The organism is Sorangiineae bacterium MSr11367, from assembly GCA_037157805.1.
Classification (GTDB): Bacteria; Myxococcota_A; Polyangia; order Polyangiales; family Polyangiaceae; genus Pendulispora; species Pendulispora rubella.
Window position 1 is genome coordinate 10,428,185 of record CP089983.1, and the last position, 26,568, is coordinate 10,454,752.

General features: G+C 67.1%; 20 protein-coding genes. 14 read left to right on the forward strand and 6 right to left on the reverse strand.

Features of this window, described 5'->3' with window-relative positions; all coding sequences use genetic code 11:
- Nucleotides 1-35 precede the first annotated feature (35 nt).
- The 7 genes from LVJ94_40200 to atpG all read left to right on the forward strand — a co-directional run bounded on the left by LVJ94_40200 (nt 36) and on the right by atpG (nt 9,301).
- Nucleotides 36-3,875 carry a sigma 54-interacting transcriptional regulator gene (locus tag LVJ94_40200; protein WXB03117.1) on the forward strand — a complete coding sequence of 1,280 codons (3,840 nt, stop codon included), beginning with the start codon at nt 36-38 and terminating at the stop codon, nt 3,873-3,875.
- 101 nt (nt 3,876-3,976) lie between these two features.
- Complete coding sequence (locus LVJ94_40205; protein WXB03118.1) at nt 3,977-4,621, forward strand: peroxiredoxin; 645 nt, start codon at nt 3,977-3,979, stop codon at nt 4,619-4,621.
- A gap of 151 nt (nt 4,622-4,772) precedes the next feature.
- Nucleotides 4,773-5,267, forward strand: coding sequence for an ATP synthase F0 subunit B (locus LVJ94_40210; protein WXB03119.1), 495 nt, complete (start codon nt 4,773-4,775; stop codon nt 5,265-5,267).
- Nucleotides 5,264-6,058 carry an ATP synthase F0 subunit B gene (locus LVJ94_40215; GenBank protein WXB03120.1) on the forward strand — a complete coding sequence of 265 codons (795 nt, stop codon included), beginning with the start codon at nt 5,264-5,266 and terminating at the stop codon, nt 6,056-6,058. The genes LVJ94_40210 and LVJ94_40215 overlap by 4 nt, the downstream gene beginning before the upstream one ends.
- Entirely contained in the window at nt 6,059-6,628 is a 570-nt protein-coding gene (gene atpH, locus LVJ94_40220) for an ATP synthase F1 subunit delta (GenBank protein ID WXB03121.1), read from the forward strand.
- Between the two features lie 64 nt (nt 6,629-6,692).
- The gene (atpA, locus tag LVJ94_40225; protein ID WXB03122.1) at nt 6,693-8,351 is read left to right on the forward strand and encodes a F0F1 ATP synthase subunit alpha; all 1,659 of its coding nucleotides are present in this window, start codon (nt 6,693-6,695) and stop codon (nt 8,349-8,351) included.
- Nucleotides 8,352-8,353: 2 nt separating this feature from the next.
- Nucleotides 8,354-9,301 (forward strand): ATP synthase F1 subunit gamma, encoded by a 948-nt coding sequence (gene atpG / locus LVJ94_40230; GenBank protein WXB03123.1) that lies wholly within the window; start codon nt 8,354-8,356, stop codon nt 9,299-9,301.
- A 233-nt stretch (nt 9,302-9,534) separates the two neighbouring features.
- Here the strand turns inward: atpG and LVJ94_40235 are convergent, their stop codons facing one another.
- Together LVJ94_40235 and LVJ94_40240 are read right to left on the reverse strand one after the other, a co-directional pair.
- Entirely contained in the window at nt 9,535-10,287 is a 753-nt protein-coding gene (locus tag LVJ94_40235; GenBank protein WXB03124.1) for a HAMP domain-containing histidine kinase, read from the reverse strand.
- A gap of 94 nt (nt 10,288-10,381) precedes the next feature.
- Nucleotides 10,382-12,169, reverse strand: a complete 1,788-nt coding sequence (locus tag LVJ94_40240) for an NADH-quinone oxidoreductase subunit H (GenBank protein ID WXB03125.1) — start codon at nt 12,167-12,169, stop codon at nt 10,382-10,384.
- Between the two features lie 398 nt (nt 12,170-12,567).
- Between LVJ94_40240 and LVJ94_40245 the strand changes: the two genes are divergently transcribed.
- Together LVJ94_40245 and LVJ94_40250 are read left to right on the forward strand one after the other, a co-directional pair.
- Nucleotides 12,568-13,389, forward strand: a complete 822-nt coding sequence (locus LVJ94_40245; GenBank protein ID WXB03126.1) for an undecaprenyl-diphosphate phosphatase — start codon at nt 12,568-12,570, stop codon at nt 13,387-13,389.
- Nucleotides 13,390-13,408: 19 nt separating this feature from the next.
- Entirely contained in the window at nt 13,409-14,506 is a 1,098-nt protein-coding gene (locus tag LVJ94_40250; GenBank protein ID WXB03127.1) for an NTP transferase domain-containing protein, read from the forward strand.
- Here LVJ94_40250 and uvrB read toward each other — a convergent pair.
- A complete protein-coding gene (uvrB, locus tag LVJ94_40255) occupies nt 14,503-16,662 on the reverse strand; it encodes an excinuclease ABC subunit UvrB (protein ID WXB03128.1) in 2,160 nt (719 codons plus the stop codon). The two genes, LVJ94_40250 and uvrB, sit on opposite strands and share 4 nt — an antisense overlap.
- Nucleotides 16,663-16,892: 230 nt before the next feature.
- On the opposite strand from uvrB, the gene LVJ94_40260 reads away from it, so the two are divergent.
- The 4 genes from LVJ94_40260 to LVJ94_40275 are packed head-to-tail and all read left to right on the forward strand — an operon-like array spanning nt 16,893 to nt 21,433.
- Nucleotides 16,893-17,750 carry an NAD(P)-dependent oxidoreductase gene (locus LVJ94_40260; GenBank protein WXB03129.1) on the forward strand — a complete coding sequence of 286 codons (858 nt, stop codon included), beginning with the start codon at nt 16,893-16,895 and terminating at the stop codon, nt 17,748-17,750.
- A gap of 18 nt (nt 17,751-17,768) precedes the next feature.
- Nucleotides 17,769-19,724, forward strand: a complete 1,956-nt coding sequence (locus tag LVJ94_40265) for a VWA domain-containing protein (GenBank protein ID WXB03130.1) — start codon at nt 17,769-17,771, stop codon at nt 19,722-19,724.
- 12 nt (nt 19,725-19,736) lie between these two features.
- Nucleotides 19,737-20,282 carry a hypothetical protein gene (locus tag LVJ94_40270; protein ID WXB03131.1) on the forward strand — a complete coding sequence of 182 codons (546 nt, stop codon included), beginning with the start codon at nt 19,737-19,739 and terminating at the stop codon, nt 20,280-20,282.
- Nucleotides 20,279-21,433 (forward strand): formimidoylglutamate deiminase, encoded by a 1,155-nt coding sequence (locus tag LVJ94_40275; GenBank protein ID WXB03132.1) that lies wholly within the window; start codon nt 20,279-20,281, stop codon nt 21,431-21,433. The genes LVJ94_40270 and LVJ94_40275 overlap by 4 nt, the downstream gene beginning before the upstream one ends.
- A 4-nt stretch (nt 21,434-21,437) precedes the next feature.
- On the opposite strand, the gene LVJ94_40280 is transcribed toward LVJ94_40275, so the two are convergent.
- Nucleotides 21,438-23,357, reverse strand: coding sequence for a phospholipase C, phosphocholine-specific (locus tag LVJ94_40280; GenBank protein ID WXB03133.1), 1,920 nt, complete (start codon nt 23,355-23,357; stop codon nt 21,438-21,440).
- 166 nt (nt 23,358-23,523) lie between these two features.
- On the opposite strand from LVJ94_40280, the gene LVJ94_40285 reads away from it, so the two are divergent.
- Nucleotides 23,524-24,753 carry an MFS transporter gene (locus LVJ94_40285; protein WXB03134.1) on the forward strand — a complete coding sequence of 410 codons (1,230 nt, stop codon included), beginning with the start codon at nt 23,524-23,526 and terminating at the stop codon, nt 24,751-24,753.
- Here LVJ94_40285 and LVJ94_40290 read toward each other — a convergent pair.
- Complete coding sequence (locus LVJ94_40290) at nt 24,704-25,369, reverse strand: phosphonatase-like hydrolase (protein WXB03135.1); 666 nt, start codon at nt 25,367-25,369, stop codon at nt 24,704-24,706. The two genes, LVJ94_40285 and LVJ94_40290, sit on opposite strands and share 50 nt — an antisense overlap.
- A gap of 86 nt (nt 25,370-25,455) precedes the next feature.
- Nucleotides 25,456-26,556 (reverse strand): TIGR03364 family FAD-dependent oxidoreductase, encoded by a 1,101-nt coding sequence (locus tag LVJ94_40295; GenBank protein WXB03136.1) that lies wholly within the window; start codon nt 26,554-26,556, stop codon nt 25,456-25,458.
- Between the last annotated feature and the right edge of the window lie 12 nt (nt 26,557-26,568).

The following is a 26,568-nucleotide window of genomic DNA, read 5'->3' on the forward strand; positions in this document are numbered from 1 at the left end:
GCTCGGGGCGACGTTGGCGGAGGTGTTGAAGCGCAATGGGGGCCGAGCTGGCCGCGGTCGCGGCGCGGGCGATGGCGGAGGAGCCGAGTGCGCGCTTTCCCAGCGTCGACGAGTTCGCGAGCGCGCTGCGGCATGCGGCGCATTTGGGGCCATCGTCGTTCGGGCGCGAAAGCCATGGATCCGAGGAACCCGGGTGGCCGGTCCTCGGGCTCGAGGGCGTCGCGCAGACCTTGAGCGAAGAGGTGGCGGGCCTCGACCCCGGCGATGGGCTGGCCATCGTGGGACCGCACGGCTCGGGGCGCACGACCTTGGCCCTGCGGCTCGCGTGGACCTTGGGCATCGAGGGCCGCACGGTCGCGCGCATCGAGGCCTCGCCCGGCGGGCTTCTCTCGATGGCCGATGCGGTCGCGCTGGAACTTGGCGCGGTGCCGGAGGCCGAGCTCGCGTCGGCGGTGATCATCATCGACGACGTGCACCTTCTGGGGCGTGAGGCCCGCGGGGTCATGCTGGGCGCCTCGCGACAGGGAGCGCGCATCGTGGGCGTGGGCAGCGTGGAGAAAGTCGCCCAGCTCTGCGATGGACATGCCCGGCGCTTCGACGTGCCCAAGCTCGATGCGCGCGCCGCCGAGGAGCTCGTGCTGCGGGCCATGCCGTCGCTACCCAAGGCGCTGATGAATCATTTGATCGAGCGGACGGCGCACGTGCCCGGTGCCCTGCGCGCGGCGCTGCGCAAGGTGGGCGATCGCCCGCTGATCTCCATCGAGGACATCGATGCAGTACTGCAGAGCGAGCACCAGGTCTCGCTGGTGCCCGCGTCGGTGTCGCGCGGCGACCAGTTCCTGCGCGCCGAGCGGCTTCTCGACACGGGCCGCATCGACGAAGCGGAGCAGGAGTTCGCGCGGCTGGGCGATCCCGCCGACGTGCACGAGCGCGTACGCCTGGCCGTGGCCCAGGGGCGCATCGCGCTGGGTCGCGGTGATCCTGCGGCGGCCGCGGCCAAGCTGGATGCCATCGATCCGACGGTGCGCGACACGGCGAAATACGCGCGGGCGTGGAAGGTGGCGCGGGCGCGCGCGCACCTTCGAAGCGGGGCGTACGCCGAGGCAGCGGCGCTCGCGGAGGGCGCCATCGAGGGCGACGATGCGCGCTCCGCGGATGCGCTGTCCGTGCGCGGCATCGCCCTCGTCTTCATGGGCAGCGACGAACAGGGGCGCGCGGAGCTCGGGCGCTCGCTCGAACTGGCGCGGCAGGTGGGCGACCGCCGCCTCGAAGCCGTGGCCCTGGGTGCGATGGCCATCGTGCACCAACGCGCGGGCGAAAACGGCAAGGCGCGCGAGGCCTACGAGCAATCGCTCGCCGCGGCGGAGGACGCCCGCGACGCAGGCACGGTGGCGCTCACCCGCTTGAACCTCGCCGGGCTGGCACGCGCCGAGGGCGATCTGGCGCTGTCGCTGACGCACCTCGAGGCCGCCGTGGACATGGGACGCCGCGCCGGCGGGCTTCTGGCTTTGCAAGGCGCGCTCCTCAACCTCGCAAACCTCGATTTGTACTTGGGCCGCTACGCACGGGCGCGTGCCTCCATCGATTCGCTGGCGGCCGCACGCGCGCAGCTTTCGCCGATCAACGAGGCGATGCTCGTGGGCTTCGAGGCGGAACTGGCCGCACGCACGGGCGATGTGCCCCGCGCCTCGGAGCTCTACGAGGAGTCCGCGCGCATCTGGGAAACCACCGGCAGGCCGCTCGACGCCGCCGAGTCGCGGCTCGAAGGCCTCCTCGCGCAGGCCGATGCGCGCGGCGATGCGGCCGCCTTGGGCCGGGGGCTCGGCAAGGTCCGCGCGGCACTCGGCCCGTCCGGCTTCGGCGAACACGAAGCGCTCGCGCAGATCGTCGCCGGCGCCATCGCGATGCTCTCGGGCGACGAAGGCGCCGCCCGGCAGGCCTTCGATCGCGCGCACGACCAAGCCGCACAGGCCGATCGCCGCGAATGGCAATGGCGCTCGCTGGAGGCCCGGGCGCGGCTCTCGCTGACGCAGGGAAACAAAGCGCTCGCCCGCCGCGACGTCGAGGCCGCGCTCTCCATCCTCGAGGAAACGGCAGCCAAGCTCCCGCGCGACCTGCGCGAAGTCTTCTGGAACGATCCGCGACGGCACGCCCTCCAAGAGGCCCACGGCGCCTCGCACGTCACCATGCCCAGCGGCCCCCAGCGCAGCAGCTCGTGGACGCGCCGAGGTCCCGTGCCGGCGGAGGACCGGCTGGTGCGCATCCTGGAGATCACGCGCGAGCTGGCCAGCATCCACGACATCGGCCGGCTTCTGGCGAAGGTCACCGATCATGCCATCGCCTTGCTCGGCGCCGAGCGCGGCTTCGTCGTCCTCACCAACGCGGCCGGCGAGCTCCAGACGCACACCTCGCGCGATCGCAAGGGCGACGATCCGCACGCGCAATTCTCGCACTCGGTCGCCGAAAAGGTCGTCCGCACCGGCGAACCGGTCATCGCCACCAGTGCACGCGACGATGCGCGCCTCGCCGAGGCCGTGAGCGTGCACCAGTTGATGATCCAGTCCATCGCCTGTGTGCCCATCTCGCGCGAAAACGAGACCATCGGCGCGCTCTACCTGGAGACCCGCCTTCGCCCCGGCGCGCGCTTCACCGAGGAGCTGCCCACCTTGGAGGCGTTCGCCGATCAAGCGGCCATCGCCATCACCAACGCGCACCTCATCGCCGAAAATCGGCAGCGCGCGGACGAACTCGCGCGCGCCAACCAGGAGCTCGAGGCGGCGCACGCCAAGGTTTCCGAGCTCCTCGGCCGCCGCACCGAGCAGCTCCAAGTCACGCGCCGCAATTTGAAAGAGGTGCGCGCGCAGCTCCGCAGCCACTTCGGCTACGCGGGGCTCGTGGGCACCAGCGCGGCGATGCGCAAGCTGTACGCGATCATCGAGCGCATCAAGGACACCGACGTCCCCGTGCTCGTCACCGGCGAGAGCGGCACCGGCAAGGAGGTCGTCGCCAAGGCCATCCACGCCTCGGGCAACCGCGCCAAGAAGCCGTTTCTCGGCGTCAACTGCGGGGCCATCCCGGCAAACCTCCTCGAGAGCGAGCTATTCGGCCACGTGCGCGGCGCCTTCACCGGCGCCGACCGCGATCGCAAAGGCCTGTTTCGCGAGGCCGAGCAGGGCACCCTGTTGCTCGACGAAATCGGCGAGATCCCCATCAAGATGCAAGCGGGCCTGCTCCGCGTGCTGCAGGAGCGCTCGGTCCGTCCCGTGGGCGGCGTCAAAGAGGAGTCGTGCGACGTGCGCATCGTCGCCGCCACGAACCGCGATCTCTCCCAGATGGTCGCCGAGGGAAGCTTCCGCGAGGACCTCTTCTACCGCTTGCACGTCGTCGAGCTGCGCATCCCACCGCTGCGCGAGCGCGCGGAGGACATCCTGCCGCTCATCGACCACTTCCTCTCCATCTTCGCGGCGCGCTACCGGCGCGAGCGCAAGGCGGTCGATCGCGAGGCGCTGCGGCGTCTTTCCAACTACGACTGGCCGGGCAACGTTCGCCAGCTCGAACACGTGCTGCTCAACGCATGGCTCATGAGCGACACCAACGAGCTCCAGCTCGAGGACTTCGAGCTGCCGGACACGTCCAGCGTGCGGCCGACGTCCGCAGCATCCGCAGCATCCGCCACGGGCGCCAGCGCGGGGCCGCCGTCGACCGCCAACACGCGCGTCGTGGCCCGCAACAAGACGGAATTCAAAGACTCCGAACGCCAGCGCATCCTGGACGCCCTCGCGGAGTGCAACTGGAACCGGGTGCAGGCGGCCCGGTTGGTTGGCGTCCCGCGCCGCACCTTCTATCGGCGCCTCAAGGAGTTCGGGATTATTTGATGGAAGGTACGGGCCAACCACGTAACCTTCCGACCGCGGCGGCGTATCACCCGGTCTGTGGTGCTCTCGCACCTCGCGAACCCTTGAAGGAGGCTTCACCCATGCCGTGCCCGTCCATTCGCGGTCTTGTTTCATTCGTTGCCCTCTCCACCGCGCTGCTTGCTTGCCAGAAGGATTCGACCCCGCCGGAATCCAGCTCCAAGGCCACCACCAGCGCCGCCACCGCCGACCCGGCTGCTGCAGCCCCCGCCGCTGCACCGACGCCGACCGTCGCCAACCCCGCCGCGGCCACCGCTGAGCCTACCGCGGCTGGCGAGCTCGAGGTTGGCAAGCCCGCGCCCGAGCTGAAGGCCAAGGCCCACGACGGTTCAGCCATCCAACTATCGGCTTTGAAAGGGAAATCCGTCGTCGTCTACTTCTACCCGAAGGACGAGACCCCCGGCTGCACCAAGGAAGCCTGCTCGTTCCGCGACGCGTGGAACCAACTCGGCAAAAAGGCCGTCATGATTGGGGTTTCTGCCGACGATGACGCGTCCCACAAGAAGTTCGCCGAGCACCACAAGCTCCCCTTCCTCCTCGTGAGCGACCCCGACGGCGCCATCGCCAAGTCCTTCAATGTGCCCTTCGTTGGCGGACTCACCAAGCGCCAGACCGTGGTCATCGGGCCCGACGGGAACGTGAAAAAAATCTACCGCACTGTGGACGTGACAAAACACGCGGCGGAGATCCAGGGCGACATCGGCTGAGCGGCGCCCGACCTAGAACTCCGTAGACAGGGGGCCGCCGTAGTGGTAGTGGCTCCCTGCTTTTCAAGCGAAATTCCCGCACGATTGTCCTCGCTTCTTCTGTAAGGAGAGAGGCCTCGAACGGGGTCTGGAAGGACCTAGGGACGGATCTATGTCACTCGCGATGATGGGTGCGGTGGAGTCGAATCTGGCACGCGCCGCGGAAGGTGCGGTCAACGTCGACTTCGACCTCACGGTGGTCGGCCAAATCGTCCTGTTTCTCATCTTGATGGTGGTGCTCAAGCCCACCTTGTTCGATCCCATGCTCAAGCTCTTTGCCGAGCGCGAGAAGCGGATCCAAGGGGCCATCGACGAGAGCCACGTCATGGACAAGGAGTCCGAGGAAGCGGAGGCCAAGTACCAGCGCGAGATGCAGAAGACGCGCGACGCGGCCAACTCCGAGCGCGAGAAGCTCCGCGCGGAAGCCGTTCGGACGGAAAACGAGATCATGTCCCGCGTCCGCGCCAGCACGGCGAAGACGCTGGAAGACGGCCGCAAGCAGGCCGAGGCGGACGCGGCGCAGGTGCGCGCTGCACTGCGTGAGCAGTCGAAGGTGCTGGCGCAGGACATTGCGACCCGCGTGCTTGGACGAGAGGTGCAGGGATGAGTGACCAGCACGAGCAGCATCAGTCGGCCGCAACGGGTGGCGCACACGGAGCACCTGCGGAGCATGGAGCTTCCGGGGCAGGTGGCGCGCACGAAGGCCATGGGGATCACGGTCCGGGCGACATCAACTGGTTCGAGTTCAAGCCCGGCTCGACGCCGTACATCGCGAACATCATCAACTTCGCGATCCTCATGTGGATCTTCTACCGCTTCGGTCGCGAGCCGATCGCGAAGGCGCTGTCCAGCCGCAAGTCGAACATCAAAGAGCAGCTCGACAACGCGCAACGCATCAAGAAGGAAGCGAAAGAGCGCGCCAAGCAGTACCAGAAGAAGCTCGAGACCCTCGAAGAGGAGCAATCCGCTGCGAAGAAGGGGCTTCTCGAGGCGGGCGCCGTCGAGAAAGAGCGCATCGTGCACGAGGCCGAGGAGCAGGCGGCCCGCATGGAGCGCGACGCGAAGGCGCTTCTCGCCAGCGAAATCGCCCAGGTGAAGCAAGACCTGACGCGCGAGACGGTCGAGAGTGCGGTGTCGGCGGCCGAGCAGCTTCTGCAGACGCGCATCACGGCGGCCGATCACGAGCGCCTCGCCGAGAATTTCCTTCAGGACCTGGCCGCGCGCAACTCGAAGTCCAAGCCGGCTTCGCCCACGACACCGCCGTCGGGCCCGCGCGGTCCGGGTGGCACGGGTGGAGGATCGGCGCGTCCGCCGCTCCCGCGTCCCGCCAGCGTTCCGCCACGGCCTGCGCCGAGCAACGCGCAGCAGACGAATCATTCTTCGGGAGGCACGGAGTAAATGGTCAACACCAACGTTGCACGCCGTTACGCGGCCGCCATCCTCGAGATCGGGCGGGAGAGCGGCAACCTCGGCGCCCTGGTCGAGGAGATCGTCTTCTTCGCGCAGAATTACCAGGCGAGCGCGGAGCTTCGGAGCGCGCTGGAGAATCCGCTGGTCTCCTACGAGGCCAAGCGGGCCATCCTCGGGGACATCGCCGATCAACTCGGCCTCGGGCAGACGGCACGCAACACGCTGCTGCTCTTGAACGACCGCCGCCGCATGCGCGTCCTGCCGGACATCGCGCAGCAGCTCAAAGAGAAGACGGACCTCGAGCGAGGTGTCGTGCGCGCGTCGGTGACGACCGCGGTGCGCCTCAGCGAGGGGTATTACGCGAAGCTCCAGGCCGAGCTCGAGAAGATGACCGGAAAGCGCGTCGTCCTCGACCGCCGTGAGGACCCGTCGATCATCGCGGGCGTCATCGCGCGCATCGGCGACACCGTCATCGACGGTTCGATTCGCACGCAGCTCCAAGAGATGAAACACGCCCTGCTGCCGGATGCGTCGGGCAGCGCCCCCAGCCCGGCCTAGTCCAAAGCTCTAGGCCCCAAAAAGTTTACCCGCCGACAGCGGCCCGCACCAAAGAGACGAGAACATGCAGCTTCGCGCCGAAGAGATCTCGCAGATCATCAAAAAGCAAATCCAGAACTACGAGCGCGCGGCGCTCACGCAGGAGACCGGAACGGTTCTCAGCGTGGGTGACGGTATCGCCCGTGTCTACGGCCTCGAAGGAGCCATGGCCGGCGAGTTGCTCGAGTTCCCCGGCAACTTGGTGGGCTTGGTCCTCAACCTCGAGTCGGACAACGTCGGTACGGCCCTCTTCGGCGACACCAGCGCCATCAAGGAAGGCGCGATCGTCAAGCGCACCGGCCGCATCATGGACGTGCCCGTGGGAGAGGCGCTCATCGGCCGCGTCGTCAACGCGCTCGGCCAGCCGCTCGACGGCAAGGGCCCCATTGAGTCGCCGCATCGTCGCCGCGTCGAGGTGAAGGCGCCGGGCATCTTGGCCCGCCAGCCGGTCAAGGAGCCGCTCCAGACGGGCATCAAGGCCATCGACGCCATGGTTCCCATCGGCCGCGGACAGCGCGAGCTCATCATCGGCGACCGCCAGACGGGCAAGACGGCCGTCGCGATCGACACGATCATCAACCAGAAGGGCCTCGGTGTTTACTGCTTCTACGTCGCCATCGGGCAGAAGCAGTCGACGGTCGCGGCGGTCATGGACAAGCTGACCAAGTTCGGCGCCATGGAGTACACGACGATCGTCGTGTCCGGCGCGAGCGAGTCGGCGCCGCTGCAGTTCATCGCGCCGTACACCGGCGTGACCATGGCCGAGTACTTCCGCGACACCGGCCGCCACGCGCTCTGCATCTACGACGACTTGTCGAAGCAGGCCGTCGCGTACCGCCAGCTTTCGCTCCTCCTCCGCCGTCCGCCGGGACGCGAGGCTTACCCGGGCGACGTCTTCTACATCCACTCGCGTCTGCTCGAGCGCGCCGCCAAGATGGCCGAAGAGTACGCGGTGGTGCCGAACGGCGTGACGGATTGGAAGCAGGTTCCCGCGGGCGGCAAGGTCCACCTCGGCGAGGAAGGCAAGCACGAGGCGGAGGCCGAGGCGAAGGAGAAGGGCAACGGCAACACGGTGCTCCGCAACCCGAACTCCGGTGGTTCGCTGACGGCGCTGCCGATCATCGAGACGCAGGGCGGTGACGTTTCGGCGTACATCCCGACGAACGTCATCTCCATCACCGACGGCCAGATCTTCCTCGAGACGGACCTCTTCTACTCGGGCGTCCGCCCGGCCATCAACGTCGGTATCTCCGTGAGCCGCGTCGGTGGTAACGCGCAGATCAAGGCGATGAAGAGCGTCGCCGGTACCCTGAAGCTCGACCTCGCGCAGTACCGCGAGAAGGCCGCGTTCAGCCAGTTCGCCAGCGACTTGGACAAGGTTACGCGCGACATGCTCGATCGCGGTGTGCGCCTCACCGAGGTGCTCAAGCAAGGTCAGTACGTGCCGCTCCCCGTCGAGCGCCAGGTCGTGCTGATCTACGCAGCGACGAAGGGCTACGTCGACGGTCTCCCGGTGGACAAGCTCGCGTCGTACGAGAAGGAGCTCTACGCGTACCTCGATGCGAACCACCCCGAGATGTTCGAGAAGATCCGCACCAAGAAGGTGCTCGACAAGGAGCTCGAGGGCGAGCTGAAGGGCATCCTCGAGAAGTTCGGCAAGGCTTTCGGTAAAGGCGGCAAGTAGGCATGCCGAACCTCAAGGCCATCCGCAAGCGCATCACGAGCGTCAAGGCGACGCAGAAGATCACGCGCGCCATGAAGATGGTCGCGGGTGCGCGCCTCAATCGTGCGCAGCAGCGCATTCTTGCGCTGCGTCCGTACGCGCTGAAGACGCAAGAGGTGCTGCAGAGCGTTGCGGATTCGATGCGCGAGCATGCCGAGGACGAGGCGGCGAAGGTCGATCCGCACGATCCGGACGAGCTCTTTCACCCGCTTCTCGAGTATCGGCCCGAGAAGAAGGTGCTCTACGTGGTGATGACCGGCGACCGCGGTTTGTGTGGTGGCTTCAACGCCAACGTCAACAAGGCGACCGATCGCGAGCGCAAGGAGCGCGAGGGCGGTGAGCGCGCGGCGGAAGTGGAATTCGCAACCATCGGCCGCAAGGGACGCGAGTACCTGCAGCGCCGTGGTGCGACCGTCGCGCAGGACTTCCCGGGCCTGTACGACGGGCTGAATCTGGAGAAGGCGCGTCAGGTGACGCACTTCATCGTGTCCAACTTCGAGAACGGCACGTACGACGCGGTGTACCTCGTGTACAACGAGTTCAAGAGCGCCATCTCGCAGAAGACGACGGTGGATCAGCTTCTGCCGATCCCCAAGAGCAACAGCAACGGCGAGAAATCCGACAAGGCCGACAAGGGCGACGCGCTGAAGGCGGAGTTCCTCTACGAGCCGAACCCGCGCGCCCTGCTCGAGCGTCTCGTGCCGATGTACATGGACATCTCGATCTACCGCGCGCTGCTGGAGACCCAAGCGGGCTTCTTCGGCGCGCAGATGACCGCCATGGACGCCGCCACGCGCAACGCCAAAGACGTGATCGCGCGTCTGTCGCTCGCGTACAACCGCGCCCGCCAGGCAGCCATTACGACGGAGCTGATGGAGATCATCGGCGGCGCCGAAGCGCTGAAAGACTGATCGCCCAGCACGACCAAGGTGCGACGAGCACGGGACACCCGCAAGGGCCCGTGCTCGTTGCCGTTTAGGCTGCGATTTTCAACGCGAAGCCACCGGGAACGCGGTGAATTTTGAACAGGGAGATCGGGAGATCGGGAGCAGTGAGATTTTGTGTTGAACGAGCGGCGCGTTGAAACAACAAAAAACCTCCCGATCTCCCGATCTCCCTGTTCAATCCTCTTCGGCCGTTGAAATCAGCGAACCGACCGAGCTGGAATCGGGTAGCGGATGACGAAGCAGACGGGAAAGCCTGACTCTTCGGACAGGCCGATGGTGGCGCCGAGTTCCTGCAGGACAAGGCGGCAGAAGTAGAGGCCGAGGCCGCGGTTGAGGCCCATGCCCTCGGCCTCGGTGCCCACGGTGCGGGTGAAGAGGCGGTTGCGGATGGCCAAGGGGATGGGCGCGCCTTCGTTCTTCACGCGGACTTCCATCGTGTCGCGGATGGCCTGCGCCGAGAGAACGAGTTTGCCGCGCGCGCGGGTGTTTCGCAGGGCGTTGTCGATGAGGTTGTGCATGACCCGCGCGAGGAGATCGGCGTCGGCATCGACGGAGGGGAGTTCTTCCGGAGCGTCGATCTGAAGGTCGACCTCGCGCTGGGCGAGCTCGGGCTCGTACGTGGCGACGACGCGGGCGAAGAGCTCGGGCAGGCTCACGGAGCTGAGGCGAAGGCCCAAGCGGCCTTCCTCGCAGCGAGTTACGTCGAGCACATTCGCGATGGTGCGGAAGATGCGGTCGCTCGCGTGGCGGCATTCGGTGAGGGCTCCCCGCAGGACGTCGAACGAGGCGTCCTGCGGAAGCTGCTCGAGCACGAAGTCGAGGTTGAGGGCCATGGCCGAAAGGGGACCCTTGAAGTCGTGCACCAAGACGGGTGCGATGTCTCCGAAGGTGCGTGGCGTCGCCTCGAGCGCTGGTAGAGAGCGCGAGGCCGTGACGGATTTAGCGGCCATCTTCCTCTATTTAGATAGAACGGCTCGCTGCGAACAAAAGTTTAGCCCCGATATGCAACGGACCGGCGATTTCGATCCGGGACTACGGTTGGGCTCAAAGGAATGGGTTGAGGTGCGGCTCCGCCGTGCCTCGCCCGCGCAGCTTTTGTAGGCCGAAACTGCCCGTGCGCACGCCAAGGCGCACGATGAGCAAGAGGGCGAGCACCACGTCGACGGCGGCAACGAGCGACTCCATCTCGGGGAGGATGCGCAGGTACGCCCACGCCACGCAGGCCCCCAAGGCCGCGGCGGACAAGGGAACGAGCCAGCGCCAGGCGAGGGTGATGAGCATGCGCGTGTCGATGGCCGAGGTCATACGGCGACCGCGGGCAACGAGGTGCGCGAGGCCGTGCATCTTCGCGAGAAAGAGGACGCACCCGAGCAGGGCATAGAAGCCGTTGGTGCGCTGCGCACCCGGCGCGAGCATGGGAAGCGTCCAGCCCCCGAGAAAGACGGCGGCGCACAGGCCGGCGAGCGCAAGCACGTGAACCTGCTCGGCGAGAGAAACGATGCCGCGAGCCGCCGGCGAAAAGCGCTCCTTCGTGGTCGCCGCGAGGAACGCAAGGAAGAGAAGGAAGGCGGGCGGCGAACGGAATGCGATCCACTCCCACGGCCAGCCGCCCTGCACCGATGCGATGTCGCGCAGGCGGAGCGACCCTGCAATGCTGACGGCCCCGATCAAGGCGAGCACCACCGGAAGCTCGAAGGTGACGATGGTGAGCACACCGCGAAGGCGGTTCGAGAAAGAGCCCCCCGCGAGCAGGGCCAGGGTGCCCAACGTCATCCACGAAACGATGGCGAAGGTGGGGACGTCGAGCTCCGCGATGAGGCTGCGCGAGGCCGTCGAGAGCGACGAAAGAAGCGTGAGCAGTGCGAAGCAGAGCGAGACGGTGACGGCGACCATGATGCGCTCGCGCCGCGGCGGTGTATGCGGAGCCACGGTGGAGCGGGGCGCGCTGACGAACCGCTTTTCGAGCCAGGTGATGGGGCCGCGCGACGGGGTAAAGAAGAGAAGCACGACGAGCGTGGCCGCAATGGCGATGAAGGCGGCGCCGAAGACGTCGGTAGGAATCGAGCGGTCCACGCCGAGGGTGTGCACGGTGCGCTTTTCTTCGCGCGCTGCGGCACCGCGACGAAGAGTGACCTCGACGTCGCGCACGCCGCTCGGGATGACCACATCGGCGAGCTTGCCGATGCGCACGCCTGCGAACCCGACGAGGACGTCGTCGGCGAGGATCCCTGCTTCTTCGGCGCGTGAGCCGGCATCGACTTTGGCGACGCGAAGGCCTCGCTCCGCCGTGGGCTCGGCGCCGTGGAGGCCGAGGGCCGCAAGGGTCTTCTCCCCTTCCGCGGCGCGCTCGGCGATGACCGAGGGTGAATCCTCCGGAGGCCGCAAGTCGAGCGTCACCTGATGGAGCACGGCCGTCACGGGCGGCGCGCCTTTCGAGGCGGCGGCGAACGACACCTCGAGATCGCCTTCGAAGGTCGTGTGCCGTCGATGGTCTGCGATGCCGCAGAACTCGGCGTCGAGCGCTTCGGTGTACGCGACCTCGATGCTGTCGCGCCCCACGACGGTGCCCTCCGCATCGATCACCGCACCGCGCGCGGGCCGCTCCCCTGGCCGATAGAGCGTCCCACGAAACGCGATCCGTGCAGATTTCCCCTGCGGAAATCCGGCCCCCGCGATCTCGAGCTTGTCGCCCACCTCCGCCTCACGCGGCGTCAATTCCGTGACCGAAATGAGCTGCGGCGTCGGCTCGGCCTCACAACCGAGCACCGCCGCGCCCAGAAACAGCGCCACCACGAGAAACGCAACGAACGATACGAAGTCGAATCGAGGCATGCAGATCGAGTCCAGCGCCCGATCTAAGCGCGCCCCCCACCCCAGGTCGAAATTCCGACGAAGAGCGCCGTTAATTCGCCCTCGTACCCCGGCTTGGATAGGCTGGCGGGATGGGGGCATCCGGCAACTATGTTTTCCAAAGTGACTGGGTGAAGAGGAACATTGCCCTCGGGAAAGCCGAGGGACTCGCCGAAGGGCGTGCCGAAGGCGGTGCTCACCTTCCTAGAGGCTCGAAAAATCCGGGTGCACGAAGAGGCGCGTGCTCGGATTTTGGCGACGAAGCACCTCGAGGTGCTCGAGCGGTGGATTCGTCGGGCTGTCTCCATCAGGGCGGTGGACGAGTTGTTTCACGACTGAAAGATCCGTCGCGGTCGGCTTTGTGGTAGGTGACGGAGCCGATGCAGATTCCGGTCGTCGAGGCCATCGTACTTGGCGTCGTTCAGGGAATTACGGAATTTTTGCCGATCTCGAGCGATGGGCACTTGGCGCTCGTGCAGCTTCTTTTCGGCGGGCAGGCGGACTTGGCAACAACCGTCGTGCTCCATGCGGGGACCTTCGCGGCGACGCTACTGGTGCTGCGCAAACGCGTGGTCGCGGCCATTCATGAAGGGGTGCGCGGCCTCGTCCGGCCTTCGCTGATGCGCGAAACACCGGGCGGGCGCGACGCGTTCGTGGTCATCCTGGCGAGCGTACCGACCGCCGTCGTCGGGCTCACCTTGAAGAAGTCCGTCGAAGAGTGGTCGAGTTCTCCCATCATCGTAGGGATTTGCCTGCTCTTGTCCGCCGTAGCCGTGGCGTCCACGCGGTGGTCGCCCGTGGGGCGTGAGCTCACGCCTTCCACCTTGGGCTCGCTCCTTGTAGGGCTCGCGCAAGGCAGCGCGGTGCTCCCAGGGTTGAGCCGCAGCGCCATGACCATCGCCAGCCTCCTCTGGCTCGGCGTGCGGGCGGATCGCGCCTTCGAGTTGTCCTTCCTCATGTCCCTGCCAGCGGTGTTCGGCGCCATCGTGCTCGAAGGTCGGCACGGCTTCGGCCCGCAAGCGGGCGGCGCCTTCCCGCTGCTCGCGGGCACCGTCGTCGCGTTTGGGGTGGGCATCGTCGCCCTCCAAGCGCTGCGGCGCGTCCTCGTGGGCGGCAAGCTCGCGCTCTTCGCGGCCTACCTCGTGCCCCTGGCCATCGCGACCATCGCCTGGGGCTACGCCCGGCCCTCGTACACGCCGTAGCTGTGGTAACACCTTGCGCATGGCCGCAAACGTCTACGCAGTGATCATGGCCGGCGGCGCCGGCACGCGATTCTGGCCTGCATCGCGCAACCACCGGCCCAAGCAGCTGCTGGCACTGGGGGGCGACGCCAACGAATCACTCCTCGCCGCCACCGTGCGCCGGCTCGCACCGCTGGTCCCGGCCAATCGCGTGTACATTGCAACGGGCGCGCACCTGATCGACGCGACCGCCGCGGTGCTTCCCGACGTCCCGCGTGCGCAGCTCCTCGCCGAGCCGGTGCCGCGCAACACGGCACCGTGCATCGGCTGGGCGGCGGCCACCATCGCGCGCCGCGATCCCGAGGCGCTCATCGCCGTGCTGCCGAGCGACCACTTCATCCTCGATGAACCCGGCTTTCGCGCCACGCTCGAGCGCGCCCTCGACGGCGCACGGCAAGGACGCATCACGACCATCGGCATCGTCCCCACCCGACCCGAAACCGGCTACGGCTACATCGAACTGGGCGCCGAGCTCGCGCCCGGCCTCTCCTCGGTTGCACGCTTCGTCGAAAAGCCGAACCGCGCACGCGCCGAAGAGTACGTCGCGGGCAAGAAGCACCTGTGGAATGCGGGCATGTTCTTCTTCCACGCGAGCGCCATGAAAAAGGCCATCGCCACGCACCTGCCCGTGCTCGCCGCAGGCCTCGACCGGCTCGATGCGGCCGCCGCCGACGGCAACGAGGCCGCCGTGTTGGGCGAGGTCTTCCCCACCCTGCCGAGCGTCTCCATCGATGTCGGCGTCATGGAAAAGTCGGCCGATCTCGCGGTCGCACACGGCGATTTCGGCTGGAACGACGTGGGGAGCTGGGAGAGCGCCTGGGAGCTCGCGCCAAAAGATGCCGCGGGCAACGCCCTCCCCGAGGGCACGGTCGCCGTCGACGCCCATCGCAACCTGGTGCGCGATCTCACCACCGAGGCCAGCGCCAAGACGAAAAAGACGTTCGCCCTCGTCGGCGTCGACGATCTCGTCATCGTCGAGACCGACGACGCCTTCCTGGTCATCCCGCGCGAGCGCGCCCAAGACGTCCGCCGCGTCGTCGATGCCCTGCGCACCCGCGGCGACACGAACCGGATCTAGCGGAACTTCCGCGACGCCCGCTTCTGCGCCGCAGGCGACTTGGCCGCCGGTGCGCTCATTTTGCCTTTGGCCCCTGAGCCGCGGGTCGCGCGCTTGCCCTTTTTGTTCGCGTACGGCTCGTACGACACACCGCTTGCGGGCGGTGCATCCGAGGAGGACAGCCCGCTCAACGACTCGAGCCGTTTCAGCTCATCACGCAGGCGCGCCGCCGTTTCGAACTCGAGGTTCTCGGCGGCGGTGAACATGTCCAAGCGCAGCGCGGCGATCTTCTCTGCGAGATCGTCCGTCTCGGCGACCGCGTGCGCACCCTTGCCGTCGCGTCCTACCTTGGGCACGTTCAAGTAGTCGATCGTGCCCGCCGCGGGGTTCACGTTCATCACCGCGCGCACCACCGTCTGCGGAATGATGCCGTGCTCCTTGTTGTACGCCTCCTGCAAAGCCCGGCGACGGTCTGTCTCCCCGATGGCCTGCTTCATCGCCGGCGTCATGTGGTCGGCGTACATGATGACGCGCCCATTCACGTTGCGGGCGGCGCGCCCGATGGTCTGAATCAGCGAGCGCGGGCTTCGCAAAAAGCCCTCCTTGTCGGCATCGAAAATGGCGACCAGGCTCACCTCGGGAAGGTCGAGCCCCTCGCGCAAAAGATTGATCCCCACGAGAACGTCGAACTCTCCCAATCGGAGATCGCGCAGAATCTCGATACGCTCCAATGTATCGATATCGGAGTGCAAATACCGAATACGAACCTTGAGTTCGCGGTAATAGTCCGTCAAATCCTCGGCCATGCGCTTGGTCAAGGTCGTGCAGAGCACGCGCTCGTTCTTGGCCGCGCGATCGCGGATCTCCGTGAGAAGGTCGTCGACCTGCCCGGACACCGGCCGCACCTCCACGTGCGGATCGGTGAGGCCCGTGGGCCGGATCAATTGTTCGACGACGACGCCCTGGGTCTTCTGTATTTCGTATTCACCCGGCGTGGCCGAAACGTAAATCGCTTGTTTGACCCGCTCCTCGAATTCCTCGAACTTGAGCGGCCGATTGTCCATCGCGCTGGGCAGACGGAAGCCGTATTCCGACAGCGTCTCCTTGCGCGCGCGGTCGCCGCGGTACATCGCGGAGACCTGCGGCACCGTCTGGTGCGACTCGTCGACGATGACCAAAAAGCCTTCACGGAAATAGTCGAGCAACGTCGGCGGCGGATCGCCTGCCGCGCGCCCGGAGAGATGGCGCGAGTAGTTCTCGATGCCGGTGCAGAACCCCATCTGCTCCATCATCTCGATGTCGTACTGGGTTCGCTGCTCCAGGCGCTGCTTCTCCAGAAAGCGCCCTTCCCGATCGAAGAACCCCAGCCGATCCTGCAGCTCGTCGCGGATGCTCGAGATGGCCCGGCGCATCTGCTCCTGCGGCGTCACGTAATGCGAGCCGGGGTAGATGGCGTAGCGGTCGAGTGAGCCCTTCACCTTGCCGCGCAGCGGATCCACCTCGCGGATGGCCTCGATGGTGTCGCCGAAGAACTCGATGCGGATGGCCGTATCCTGCTCGTACGCCGGAAAGACTTCCACGATGTCGCCGCGGACGCGGAAGGTGCTGCGGTGAAAGTCGACGTCGTTTCGCTCGTACTGAATGTCGACCAGCATGCGCAGGAGCGTGTCGCGGCGGAATTCCTCGCCGGTCTTCAGGTCGATGAGCAGACCGTGGTACGTCTCGGCGCTGCCGATGCCGTAGATGCAGCTCACCGAGGCCACGATGATGACGTCCCGGCGCGAGAGCAGGGCACGCGTGGCCGAGTGGCGCATGCGGTCGATCGCGTCGTTCACGATCGCGTCCTTGTCGATGTAGGTGTCGCTCGACGGGACGTACGCCTCGGGTTGGTAGTAATCGTAGTAGCTGACGAAGTACTCGACGGCGTTGCTCGGGAAGAGCTCTTTCATCTCGCCGTAGAGCTGCGCCGCCAGCGTCTTGTTCGGCGCAAGGATGAGCGCCGGCTTCTGGCTCTGCGCGATGACGTTGGCGATCGTGAAGGTCTTGCCCGAACCGGTGATGCCCAGCAGGACCTGATGCTGCTCGCCCCGTCTCACGCCCTCGAGCAACTCCGCGATCGCCGCCGGTTGATCCCCCTTGGGCTCGAAAGGTGTCGCAAGTTGGAATACTCCGGACATGGATCACCCATCATCGAACGCCGGGCAGCTAAGCGCAAGTGGTGGCTTGCTCGGAGCAAGTCAGTTGTCGTTCAGGTTTTGGCGGGGGTAAGCCGAAGAGTCCGCCGCGCAGGATTGTGGCGGGCCGTCGTTTCTTGGGTCACGATAAAGTGGCCGGAATGACATCTAGGCCGCCGCCTCCTCCCGCTGGTCCGTCTCGAATATCCACTCTGCCACCCCAGAAAACCCAGGTGGCATTTCTCGGCCTCGGCGCCATGGGCGCACCGATGGCCGCAAACGTGGCGCGCAAGGGTTTCGCGCTGCAAGTTTGGAATCGCCATCACGAGCGAGCCCAATCGCTCACGGCGCTCGGGGCCAAGGTCAAATCGTCCCCTGCGGAGTGTGCGCGCGGCGCGCGGGTGGTCATCACGATGGTGCGCGACGAACCGGCGCTCCTGCAGTTGCTCACGCGGCAGGACGGCATTCTGGCCGGCATCGACAAGGACACCGTGATCGTGGACATGTCCACCATCGGGCGCGCGGGCGCGCTCAAGGCTGCGGCCGTCGTGAAGGAAGCGGGCGGGCGCTTCGTCGATTCGCCGGTGAGCGGCTCGGTGGGACCTGCGGAGCGCGGTGAGCTCGTGGCGCTCGCGGGCGGGCGATTGAACGACGTCTCGCGCGCGCAGCCGGTGCTCTTGGCGATGTGCAAGCGGATCATCCACGCCGGAGACGTCGGCCAGGGGCAAGCCCTCAAGGTCGTGGTCAACGGCGTAGGCGTGCACCACCTCGTTGCGTACACGAGCATGCTCGCGCTCGGCGAACGCGCCGGCCTGACGCGGCGGACCCTGATCGAGGCCCTTTCCATCGGGGCGTTCGCCTCTCCGGCGTACGTCGGCAAGAAGGAAAAGATGCTCGCGAAGGATTATTCCCCCGAGTTCACCCTGGAATTGACCTTGAAGGACGCGCTCCTCAACGTGGATCTGCAGCAGGAGGCGGGCCTGCCGCTCCCCGTACTGCGCGAGGCACTGCGGGCCATCGAGAATGCCATCGAGGAAGGGCTCGGTGAGGAGGATCTGTTCGCGCTCGAGAAATACTATCGCGACCTCTGATAGTGTTCCTCGCGTCCCGTGTCGTTCGTCGCTGCGCTCGCCCTGTTCGTCGGTGTTCTGGTGGTCGCGCCTTACCTGGCGCACCGTCTGCGGCGCAAACGCGCCGACGATCGCCCCTTCGCCGCGGCGCACCTCGTCCCCCCCGCGCCGCCACGGGCCCGGCGCCGTTCTCGGCTCGAAGATCGCGCGCTGTTTGCCACCCGCGCCCTCGCGGTGCTGGCGCTGGCGCTGCTCGGGGCTTCGCCGCTGGTGCGCTGCTCGCGGCTCGCCCTACAGCGCTCGAGCGGTGCGTCGGTGGCGCTGGCTATCGTGCTCGACGACTCGATGAGCATGCGCGCGCGGCTCGACGGCGGAAAGAGTCGCTTCGATCGGGCCCTGGAGGGCGCACGCGAGCTGCTCGCGTCGGCGCGTGAAGGCGACGCCGTGGCCATCGTGGCCGCGGGCGAACCTGCGCGCGTCGCACTCGCCGCGACGACGGACATCCACGCCGCACAAGCCGCGCTCGACGGGCTCGCCGAGAGCGATCGCGCGACCGATCTGGAAGGCGCCATCGCCATGGCGCGCGCGCTGGTGGGGCAGCTTCCGCAGGTGGACAAGCGCGTCGTCGTGCTGAGCGATCTCGCCGACGGGCACTCGGACAAGCCGCCCATCGGCGAGGGAAGCGAAATGCCGGTGTGGGTCGCGCTTCCGGAGCTTCGCGCCTCGGGGACGGACTGCGCCTTGCTCTCCGCCGATCGCGCGGGGCTACGCGTGCGCGTGCGCGTCGCATGCAGCCCGGGTGCGACCGCGCAGGGGCGCGAGATCACGTTGACCGCAGGAGAAACCGTGGTGGCCAAGGGCGCGGCCCCGCAGACGGCGCCGGCCGATGCCGTGGTGATGCTCTCCGCGGAGCCGGCGGGCGAGCTCGTCGCGCGCTTGGGCGGCGCCGATGCGATCGGGACCGACGACGTCGCGACGGTGATGACGGAAAGCGGGCCCGGTGCCCTCGCCGTCATCGGCGACACGGCCGCCGAATCGGCAGCCACCGGCGGCGCACCGCTCATCGAGCAGGCGCTCGCGGCGCTCAAGCTCGAGATCGGCGTGCGTCCCATTCCGGTGTTCCCCGAGCGCGCGGAAGATCTCGCGCCATTCGTGGGTGTGGTGCTCGACGACCCGCCGGGGCTCACCCCGGAGCAGCGCCGGGCGCTCGGTGACTTCATGGACAACGGCGGCGTGGTGCTCCTCGCGCTGGGTCCGCGCGCAGCCGTGGCGCCGCTCGGGGCGTCGCTGGAACCGATTCTCGCGCACGCCGTGCGCTGGGAGCTCACCAAGGTGCCGGGCGCCGACCCGAGCAGCCCCCGCGCGGGGCTCGAAGAGGCAGCGAACACGCTGCTCGAGCTCGACGCGAACCACCGGGCCATCCTCGACGCGGAGGACATCGGCAAGCTGAATGCGCTCCTCGCGTGGAAGGACGGGCCCCCGCTGGTGGCCACGCGCACCGCGGGACGCGGCGAGGCATGGCTCGTCACCCTGCCCTTCAGCGTCGACAGCAGCGACTTGACCCTGAGGCCCGGATTCCTCTCGTTGCTCGACATGTGGGTCGAACGTGCGCGCATGCACGCCTCCGCGCGCCGCGGCGAGGTGGCCACCCCGTGGCTCTTTCCCGGTGTGCGACGCCTCGCCGTCGTCGGTCCCAAGGGGCCGGTCGAGGCCCAGCGCGATGGTGCGACCTGGCGTGTGAGCCCGCCCCTCATCGGAAACTACCGGGTCGAATTCGACGATGGAAAGCGCGAAATTCGTGTCGCCACGCCCAGCGCACGCGAGCTGGACATGCGACCGCGCGCCGCCGCGCCCAACACCGCGGGCCGCGATTTCGGCGACACGCGCGCCGCGGTCGATGTCTCCTGGGTGGTGGCACTCATCCTCCTCTTTCTCACCGCGTGCGAGCTCGGACTGCGCGTCTTTTCGTCCACCGTACGCCCCGTCGAACCGTGAGATAATGCTGGCATGATCTCGTTCCAGAGAGCACTCGCGTTGCTCGTGTTCGTGACCGGGTGCGCAGGCCCAGGTCTCTATGGTCACTCGCCTCGTTACGTGCCGCTGGCCGAGGAGGAATCGGCCGCCGCAGGTGTTCGCGAGTACGACCCGGTCATGTATGCACGCGAGCCCGAAGAGTGGAAAAAGCGAAAGAGCTCGCTCTTCGGCGTGGTGACCTCGCGCACGCCGGGCGCAGGTGGCGCCGCCTACCTCGCCGTCACCGTGCGCAAGCTGGAGCCGCGGAATCTCTGCGACAGCATCAACTCCAACGACACCTGCCGCGTCACCGTGAGCGATCGCGACTTCGGCGCCGTCCACGCCTTGGTCCGTCTCAAGCCGGAGGACGACGTCGGCGAGATTTCGCTCGGCCCGGGCTCGCTCGTGCGGGTCATCGGCACCTTCGGGCAAGACACCGACGCCGGCGACGGAGGCCCCATCCTCCGCGCCGACTATTACCGCCACTGGCCGCGTGGCTACTTCGTCACGCGCGCCGATGCCAACGAGATGCGCCAGTGAAAACCGAGCTCAAACTGCCCGCGCTGGCCACGGCGCATTCCCATGCCTTTCAACGCGGCATGCGCGGTGGTGCCCAGCGGCCCAAGGCCGGGCTACCGCGCCGCCGCGGAGCCGCCGCGGACGACTTTTGGACGTGGCGCGGGCTCATGTACCAGCTTGCGAACTCGCTCACCCCCGAATCGATCGGGCACGTGAGCCGCGTGGCCTTTCGCGAACTGCGGCACGCGGGCGTGCGCACCGTCGGCGAGTTTCACTACGTGCACCACCAGCCGAACGGCACGCCCTACGAACAGCGCACCTTGCTCTCCGAGGCGGTCATCGCCGCCGCCAAGGCCGAGGGACTTCGCATCGCGCTTTTGCGCGTAGCCTACCACCGCGCGGGCGCCGGCCGGCCTGCCGACGCGATGCAAGCGCGCTTCTGCGATCCCAGCGTCGACGCCATCCTTTCCGACGTCGAGTCCTTGCGTGCAAAATACAAAGACGATCCCGACGTGCGCATCGGCATCGCACCGCATTCGGTGCGCGCGGTCCCGCCCGAGTGGCTCGCGCCGCTCGCGGAGTACGCCGCACGGCATGGTCTTCCATTTCACATGCACGTCTCGGAGCAGACGCGCGAAATCGAGGAGTGCGTCGCCGAAACGGGGCGCCGGCCGGTGGAGCTCTTGGCCGATCGCGGCGTTCTATCGCCGCGATTCGTCGCGGTGCACGCCACGCACCTGACCGACACCGAGGCGCGTCTTCTCGGAGAAGCGCGCGCCTTCGCGTGCATCTGCGCAACCACCGAGCGCGATCTGGGCGATGGCCTGCCGGATCTGTCGGCCTTGCGCACGTCGGGCGCGCGGCTGTGCACCGGCATCGACAGCCATGTCATCACCGATCCCTTCGAGGACATGCGCTCCCTGGAGACGCACGAGCGCCTTCGCACGAAGACACGCGTTACCTTTTCCTCCGAGCGCTCCCCCGCCGAGCAACTCTGGCGCGAAGGCTCCATCGAAGGCGCCGAGGCGTGCGGATTTGCCGACACGGGCGGAAGCGTGATCCTGCGCAGAGACCACCCGACGCTCGATCTGGTGTCGGACGACCTTCTTCTCGACGCCGTCGTCTTCGGCGGCGGCCCGTCGCTGGTCGATCGGATCGACGTTACGACGTAGCGATCTACCCGCTCACGCTCGGCGAGCCCGTCTCGATGTGCCCGACCAGGCGCTGGCTGAAGCTCGGGTCGGACGAGACGGTCACGCTGAGATCGTACCAACCGTCACCGTAGCGGCCCGCGCGCCAGGAATCGGACGCGCTCTCGCCGGGGGCGATTCGGTACGTCCACGGGCCGTCGGTCCGGTAGCTGTTCGCCGTCACGGTCACCGTGACCGGCGAGGAGCTCTCGTTGGTGAAGACGAGGTGCAACTTGCCCCCTTCGTCGGTGGTCACCAGCGACGTCACCCCGATGTCCTTTCCGGGCGCGTTGAGATCTCCAGCGAAGCAGCGCAAGAATCGATTGGGGCCGTAGAGCGATAAATCGTATTTGCCCCCGCCGTAGGCCCGCGCATTGAACGAGTCGGAAACGGGGGTCCCTCCGACGTCGTACCGCCAAGGGCCGTCGGTCCGGTGGCGATTCGCATAAGCGGCCAGCTGCGCGACGGAGGTGCCCGTATTGCCCATATCGATCCAGACTTTGCCCGCCGTGGCATCGGCGCGCAAATTGGCATTTGGCTGATAGGGGAGCGCGCGCGCAACCCGCGTTCCGGATTCCTGCACGGGCACGCGCTGGGTCCTTGGCGGCTTGACCGTCACCTCGCGGCCGGGCCCCGGGTCCGTCGTGACGGGCAGGGTCGGCCACGTCACCGTGGACGACGTCAGATCGAGCGTCCGCGTCAGATCGCCGCACACCGCGCGCCGCCATGCAGAAATGTTCGGCTCCTTGATTCCGGTCCACGCCTCCAAGAAGCGCAGAATCGACGTATGATCGAAGGTCTCCGAGCAGACGAACCCGCCGCGGCTGAACGGCGATACCACGATGGCGGGCACCCGCACGCCGAGCCCAATGGGCTGGCCATTCACGAATTCGTCCGGCGTGCCGTCGGGCGGCGTGGGCGCCGGAACGTGGTCGAAGAAGCCGTCGTTCTCGTCGTACGTCAGAATGAACACCGTTTTGGCCCAGACCTCGGGCGAGGCGGCCAGCACGTCGAGCAATTGGCTCGTAAGGGCCGCACCGCGAACGGGGCCATACGCCGGGTGCTCGCTCAAGGCCGTGGGAGCCACGATCCACGACACCTTTGGCAGCTTGTTCGCCTTCACGTCGGCGCGAAAGGCCTGCACCAGATTGCCGACGGTGGCCATTCCGCGATCGTAAAGGGGATTGCCCGGCTTGGCGTCGCGGTACTGCTTGAACCACGCGAGCGCGTTGTCGTCGTAATTGTCCGTCTCCTGGTACACCTTCCAACTGAGCCCCGCCGCCTCGAGCCGCTCGGGGTACGTCGTCCAGGTGCGGGCGCGGGACTCGTCGTTGTCGATGACCGGTCCACCGCCGTGGCCCGCCGGGTCGACGGTGCCGCTCCAGAGGTAGAGCCGATTCGGATTCGTCGGCCCCATCACCGAACAGTGGTACGCATCGCAGATGGTGAAAGCGTCGGCCAGCGCGTGGTAAAAGGCCAAGTCGTTTCGCGCGTAATAGGCCATCGTGGACGTGCCCTTGTACTGGACCCACTTGTCGTTGAGGCCTCCGTTCCACGCGGAGTGGCCGGTTCCCCAATCGTGGGGAGTGCCACTCATGTATTGCTCGCTGACGGGATAAGGCAGTAGCGTCGACGAGCCATTCGGCTGGTAGAAAACCGATTTCCCCGTTTGCAATTGCAGCGCGCTGCGGTCGGAAAAGCCGCGCACACCGCGCAGGGTGCCGAAGTAATGATCGAATGACCTATTTTCCTGCATGAAGATGACCACGTGCTCGATGGTGTCGAGCGAACCGGTGGTCCGAACCGGCATGGCCAGTGCGCGCCGCAAATGGCTCGGGAGGAGGTTGAGCATTGCTGTGCTGCCCGCCGAGGCCGCGGCCAACTTCAGAAAATGTCGTCGATTCATCGCGTGCGTGAGGTACCCAATCACGATGGGCCCCGCTAGGAATTGACGGGTATTCGCAATGAGTTTTCACGCGTGTATCGACGATGACACGAAGTCACGCGGAAGCCTCTTTTACGTGACGAACGAGTCGCGCGGATGACACGCGACCGTTGTTCGATGCACGGCCATGCCGCCCACACGTCTTCGCGTGCACGTTTTCGCACTGAGCTGGCTCGCGTATGCTTCGTATTACATCGGGCGAAAGCAATTTGCCGTGAGCAAGGCGAGCCTGGCGTCGCAGTACCAGCTGACCACCGAAGCGCTCGGCCACATCGATACCGGCTACTTGGTGGCCTATTCGTTGGGCATGTTCGCGTCCGGGTGGCTCTGCGATCGCGTGGGGCCGCGCCGGCTCATCGGGGCGGGGATGCTCGGGTCGGCGGCGGCGGTGGCCTGGTTCGGCGCCTCGTCCGCGGAGATGTGGTTCGGCATCGCCTTCACCGTCAACGGCTTGGCGCAGTCGACGGGGTGGCCGGGCACCATCAAGGCCATGGCACCGCGGTGGTCGACCGGTGAGCGCGGAAAGGTCATGGGCTGGTGGTCCACCTGCTACCAAGTCGGAGGCATCGCGGCGACCGCCCTGGCCAGCGCCCTGCTCGTGCACGGCGGATGGCGAAGCGCGTTTTACGTTCCCGCGGTGTGGATGGCCCTCGTGGGTGTGCTGGTGCTCTGGCGATTGCCGGCACACCCCGGCGCACCCAAGGCGGAGGAACGACCGCGAACGACCTCCGTCGCCCGGCGCCCGGAGGTCTGGTACCTCGGCTTCATCTATTTCGGATTCAAACTGATCCGATACAGCCTTCTCTTCTGGCTTCCCTTCTACCTCCAGAGGCAGCTCGGGTATTCGCCCGGGCAAGCCGGCTATCTCTCCATCTCGTTCGAACTCGGCGGCGTCTGCGGCACCGTGGCGAGCGGCATCGTGTTCGACCGCATGGGCGCCCGCCAGCGCAGTGTGCTTTTCGCCATGACCCTCGGGCTCGCCCTGAGCCTGGTGCTGTACACGCGGGTCTCGGCGTGGGGTGCCGTCGCGAACTTCGCGGCCATGGCCGCCGTCGGATTCATGTTGTTCGGCCCCGATGCGATCATCTCGGGTGCCATGGCCCAGGAGCTGGGCGGCGCCGAAGGGGCCGGCAGCGCGTCGGGGATCATCAACGGCATCGGCTCGTTCGGCGCCATCGCGCAAGGCGCGGTCACCGCCATGGTGGCGACCCGCTACGGCTGGGATCGCGTCTTTCACCTTTTCATCGGCCTGGCCTTCGTCTGCGCGGCCGCGTTGCTCCCTTACGCCTTGGGCCAGCGCGCGAAGGTCACGCCGCGCGCGGCGACATCGCGCGAAGCAGCCCCGGTAGCTCGTTGACCGACGCGAGCACGTGCGTCGCACCGGCCGCCGAGAAGGCCTCGAGATCCGAGAGGCCGGTGAGCACACCGGCCACGATGCCCGCACCGGCGCGAAGCCCGCTGTAGATGTCCGACGGCGTGTCGCCGGCCACGACGACGGAGCGCACGTCCGTCACGCCCAAGCGAAGCACGGCCGCCAGCACCATGTCCGGGTACGGACGCCCGCGCGGCACGTCGGACGGGCACAACGCCAGATCGACGAGGCTGCGCCAGCCGAGTGCTTCCAATATCGCATCCTGCGTCGGCCGCGCAAATCCTGTGGTCAGCGCGATCGACAAGCCCAGACCACGCAGCGAACGAATCGCCGCTTCCGCTCCGGGAATCGGCTGCACGTGCCCCGCGCGCACCAGATCCCCGTAGGCCTCCTCGAAGCGCGCATTGGCCGCGACCGCGCGCCCCTCGTCGCCGAGCAACCCGCGAAAGACCTCGATTTTGCTTTGCCCCATGGTCTCGCGGACGAAGCGAAGCGCGCGCTCGTAGCCCGCAGAACCTGGTGTGAATCCGTCTTCCGCGGCCACGGAGACGGTGAATGCCTTTTCCACGAGCCCGTCGTCCCGCACGGTGGTACCCGCCATGTCGAGACATGCAAGTTGCCAGTTCATTCGGGCCTTACGGCCCTCATAGGCCTCATCTGCCATCGACTCCTCACTCTGCGACCGGTTCATGATCGTGCCAGTGTCTCCTCGGCCATCGCCGGCGAAAATGTCATCCCGCGCCCACCCGGCCCAGTCACCAACACAACCCCGGGCGCGAGATCGACGCGATGGTAAAGCCCCGCGGCCTCCGGACGCAATTGGCTATAGACCCCCGCCCAACGTCTACGCACAGGCGGAAGCGGCCTCCCCAGCATGCGCGAGGCCGTCTCGAGCAGATGCGCGTAGGGGAGCTCGTCCACATCGAAGCCGAAGGGTTCGGCGTACTCGTGCGTATCGCCGATGGTCAGCGAGCCATCGAGTCGTTGCACCAGCAAGAGCTGCATATGGTGCTCGCGCGCAATCGGCACTTGGACATCGAGGCGCTCACGAACCGGAACGTCGAAGGCAGGGTAGTAGCGCAGCGAATCGCCATCGGCGATCGACGTGGTCAGCGTGTCGTCCAACGGCTCGGTCTGGAGCATCTGCAGACGCACGCGGCGCACGGTCGCGGTGTGCGGCGCCATGAGTCCGCGATGCCAGGCACCCGTGGTGAAGATCACGAGATCGCCGTTGTGCTTCTCACCGCGGTCATCGATGGCGTGGTGCGAACCGAAGCCCGTGACCTCGCGCCCGCCGAGCCATGTGTAGCGTGCATGTTCGCGCAGGTAACTCTGAATGGCCCGCGCCGCCTTGCGCGGTTCGACCGCCGCATCGTGACGGCAATGGAGCGCGGCGATGAACTCGCCGCGCAGCGCAGGGTTCACCCGCCGAGCCTCGGCCGCATCGAGCACGCGCCCCCCGCGTCGCTCGCCTTCGTCGGCGCGCGCCACGGCCTCGAGCACGGCCACCTCGGCGGAGGTCCGCGCGACGGTCAGCGATCCATTCGCGCGAAAGCCCACCTCGGGCACGTCCGCGCCGACTTTCTCCCAGAGCTGGCGCGCCCGGAGTGCCAACTCTAGATCGGCACCGGGCGCACGCCCGCTCACCCATACCAGTCCGAAGTTCCGAACCGAGGCGCCTCGCGCCTCGTCTTCGCGCTCCAAGTGGACGACGCGATCCCCGCGCTGCACGGCAAAAAGGGCGTGCATCGTGCCCACGATGCCGCCCCCTACGATGACGATATCCATGTTGGTGCGACG

What these genes read in the sequence shown, in the direction of transcription:
- LVJ94_40200 (WXB03117.1), top strand. Translation starts at nt 36, where the DNA reads ATGGGGGCCGAGCTGGCCGCGGTCGCGGCGCGGGCGATGGCGGAGGAG.
- LVJ94_40205 (WXB03118.1), top strand. Translation starts at nt 3,977, where the DNA reads ATGCCGTGCCCGTCCATTCGCGGTCTTGTTTCATTCGTTGCCCTCTCC.
- LVJ94_40210 (WXB03119.1), top strand. Translation starts at nt 4,773, where the DNA reads ATGTCACTCGCGATGATGGGTGCGGTGGAGTCGAATCTGGCACGCGCC.
- LVJ94_40215 (WXB03120.1), top strand. Translation starts at nt 5,264, where the DNA reads ATGAGTGACCAGCACGAGCAGCATCAGTCGGCCGCAACGGGTGGCGCA.
- atpH (WXB03121.1), top strand. Translation starts at nt 6,059, where the DNA reads ATGGTCAACACCAACGTTGCACGCCGTTACGCGGCCGCCATCCTCGAG.
- atpA (WXB03122.1), top strand. Translation starts at nt 6,693, where the DNA reads ATGCAGCTTCGCGCCGAAGAGATCTCGCAGATCATCAAAAAGCAAATC.
- atpG (WXB03123.1), top strand. Translation starts at nt 8,354, where the DNA reads ATGCCGAACCTCAAGGCCATCCGCAAGCGCATCACGAGCGTCAAGGCG.
- LVJ94_40235 (WXB03124.1), bottom strand. Translation starts at nt 10,287, where the DNA reads ATGGCCGCTAAATCCGTCACGGCCTCGCGCTCTCTACCAGCGCTCGAG.
- LVJ94_40240 (WXB03125.1), bottom strand. Translation starts at nt 12,169, where the DNA reads ATGCCTCGATTCGACTTCGTATCGTTCGTTGCGTTTCTCGTGGTGGCG.
- LVJ94_40245 (WXB03126.1), top strand. Translation starts at nt 12,568, where the DNA reads ATGCAGATTCCGGTCGTCGAGGCCATCGTACTTGGCGTCGTTCAGGGA.
- LVJ94_40250 (WXB03127.1), top strand. Translation starts at nt 13,409, where the DNA reads ATGGCCGCAAACGTCTACGCAGTGATCATGGCCGGCGGCGCCGGCACG.
- uvrB (WXB03128.1), bottom strand. Translation starts at nt 16,662, where the DNA reads ATGTCCGGAGTATTCCAACTTGCGACACCTTTCGAGCCCAAGGGGGAT.
- LVJ94_40270 (WXB03131.1), top strand. Translation starts at nt 19,737, where the DNA reads ATGATCTCGTTCCAGAGAGCACTCGCGTTGCTCGTGTTCGTGACCGGG.
- LVJ94_40280 (WXB03133.1), bottom strand. Translation starts at nt 23,357, where the DNA reads ATGAATCGACGACATTTTCTGAAGTTGGCCGCGGCCTCGGCGGGCAGC.
- LVJ94_40285 (WXB03134.1), top strand. Translation starts at nt 23,524, where the DNA reads ATGCCGCCCACACGTCTTCGCGTGCACGTTTTCGCACTGAGCTGGCTC.
- LVJ94_40290 (WXB03135.1), bottom strand. Translation starts at nt 25,369, where the DNA reads ATGGCGGGTACCACCGTGCGGGACGACGGGCTCGTGGAAAAGGCATTC.
- LVJ94_40295 (WXB03136.1), bottom strand. Translation starts at nt 26,556, where the DNA reads ATGGATATCGTCATCGTAGGGGGCGGCATCGTGGGCACGATGCACGCC.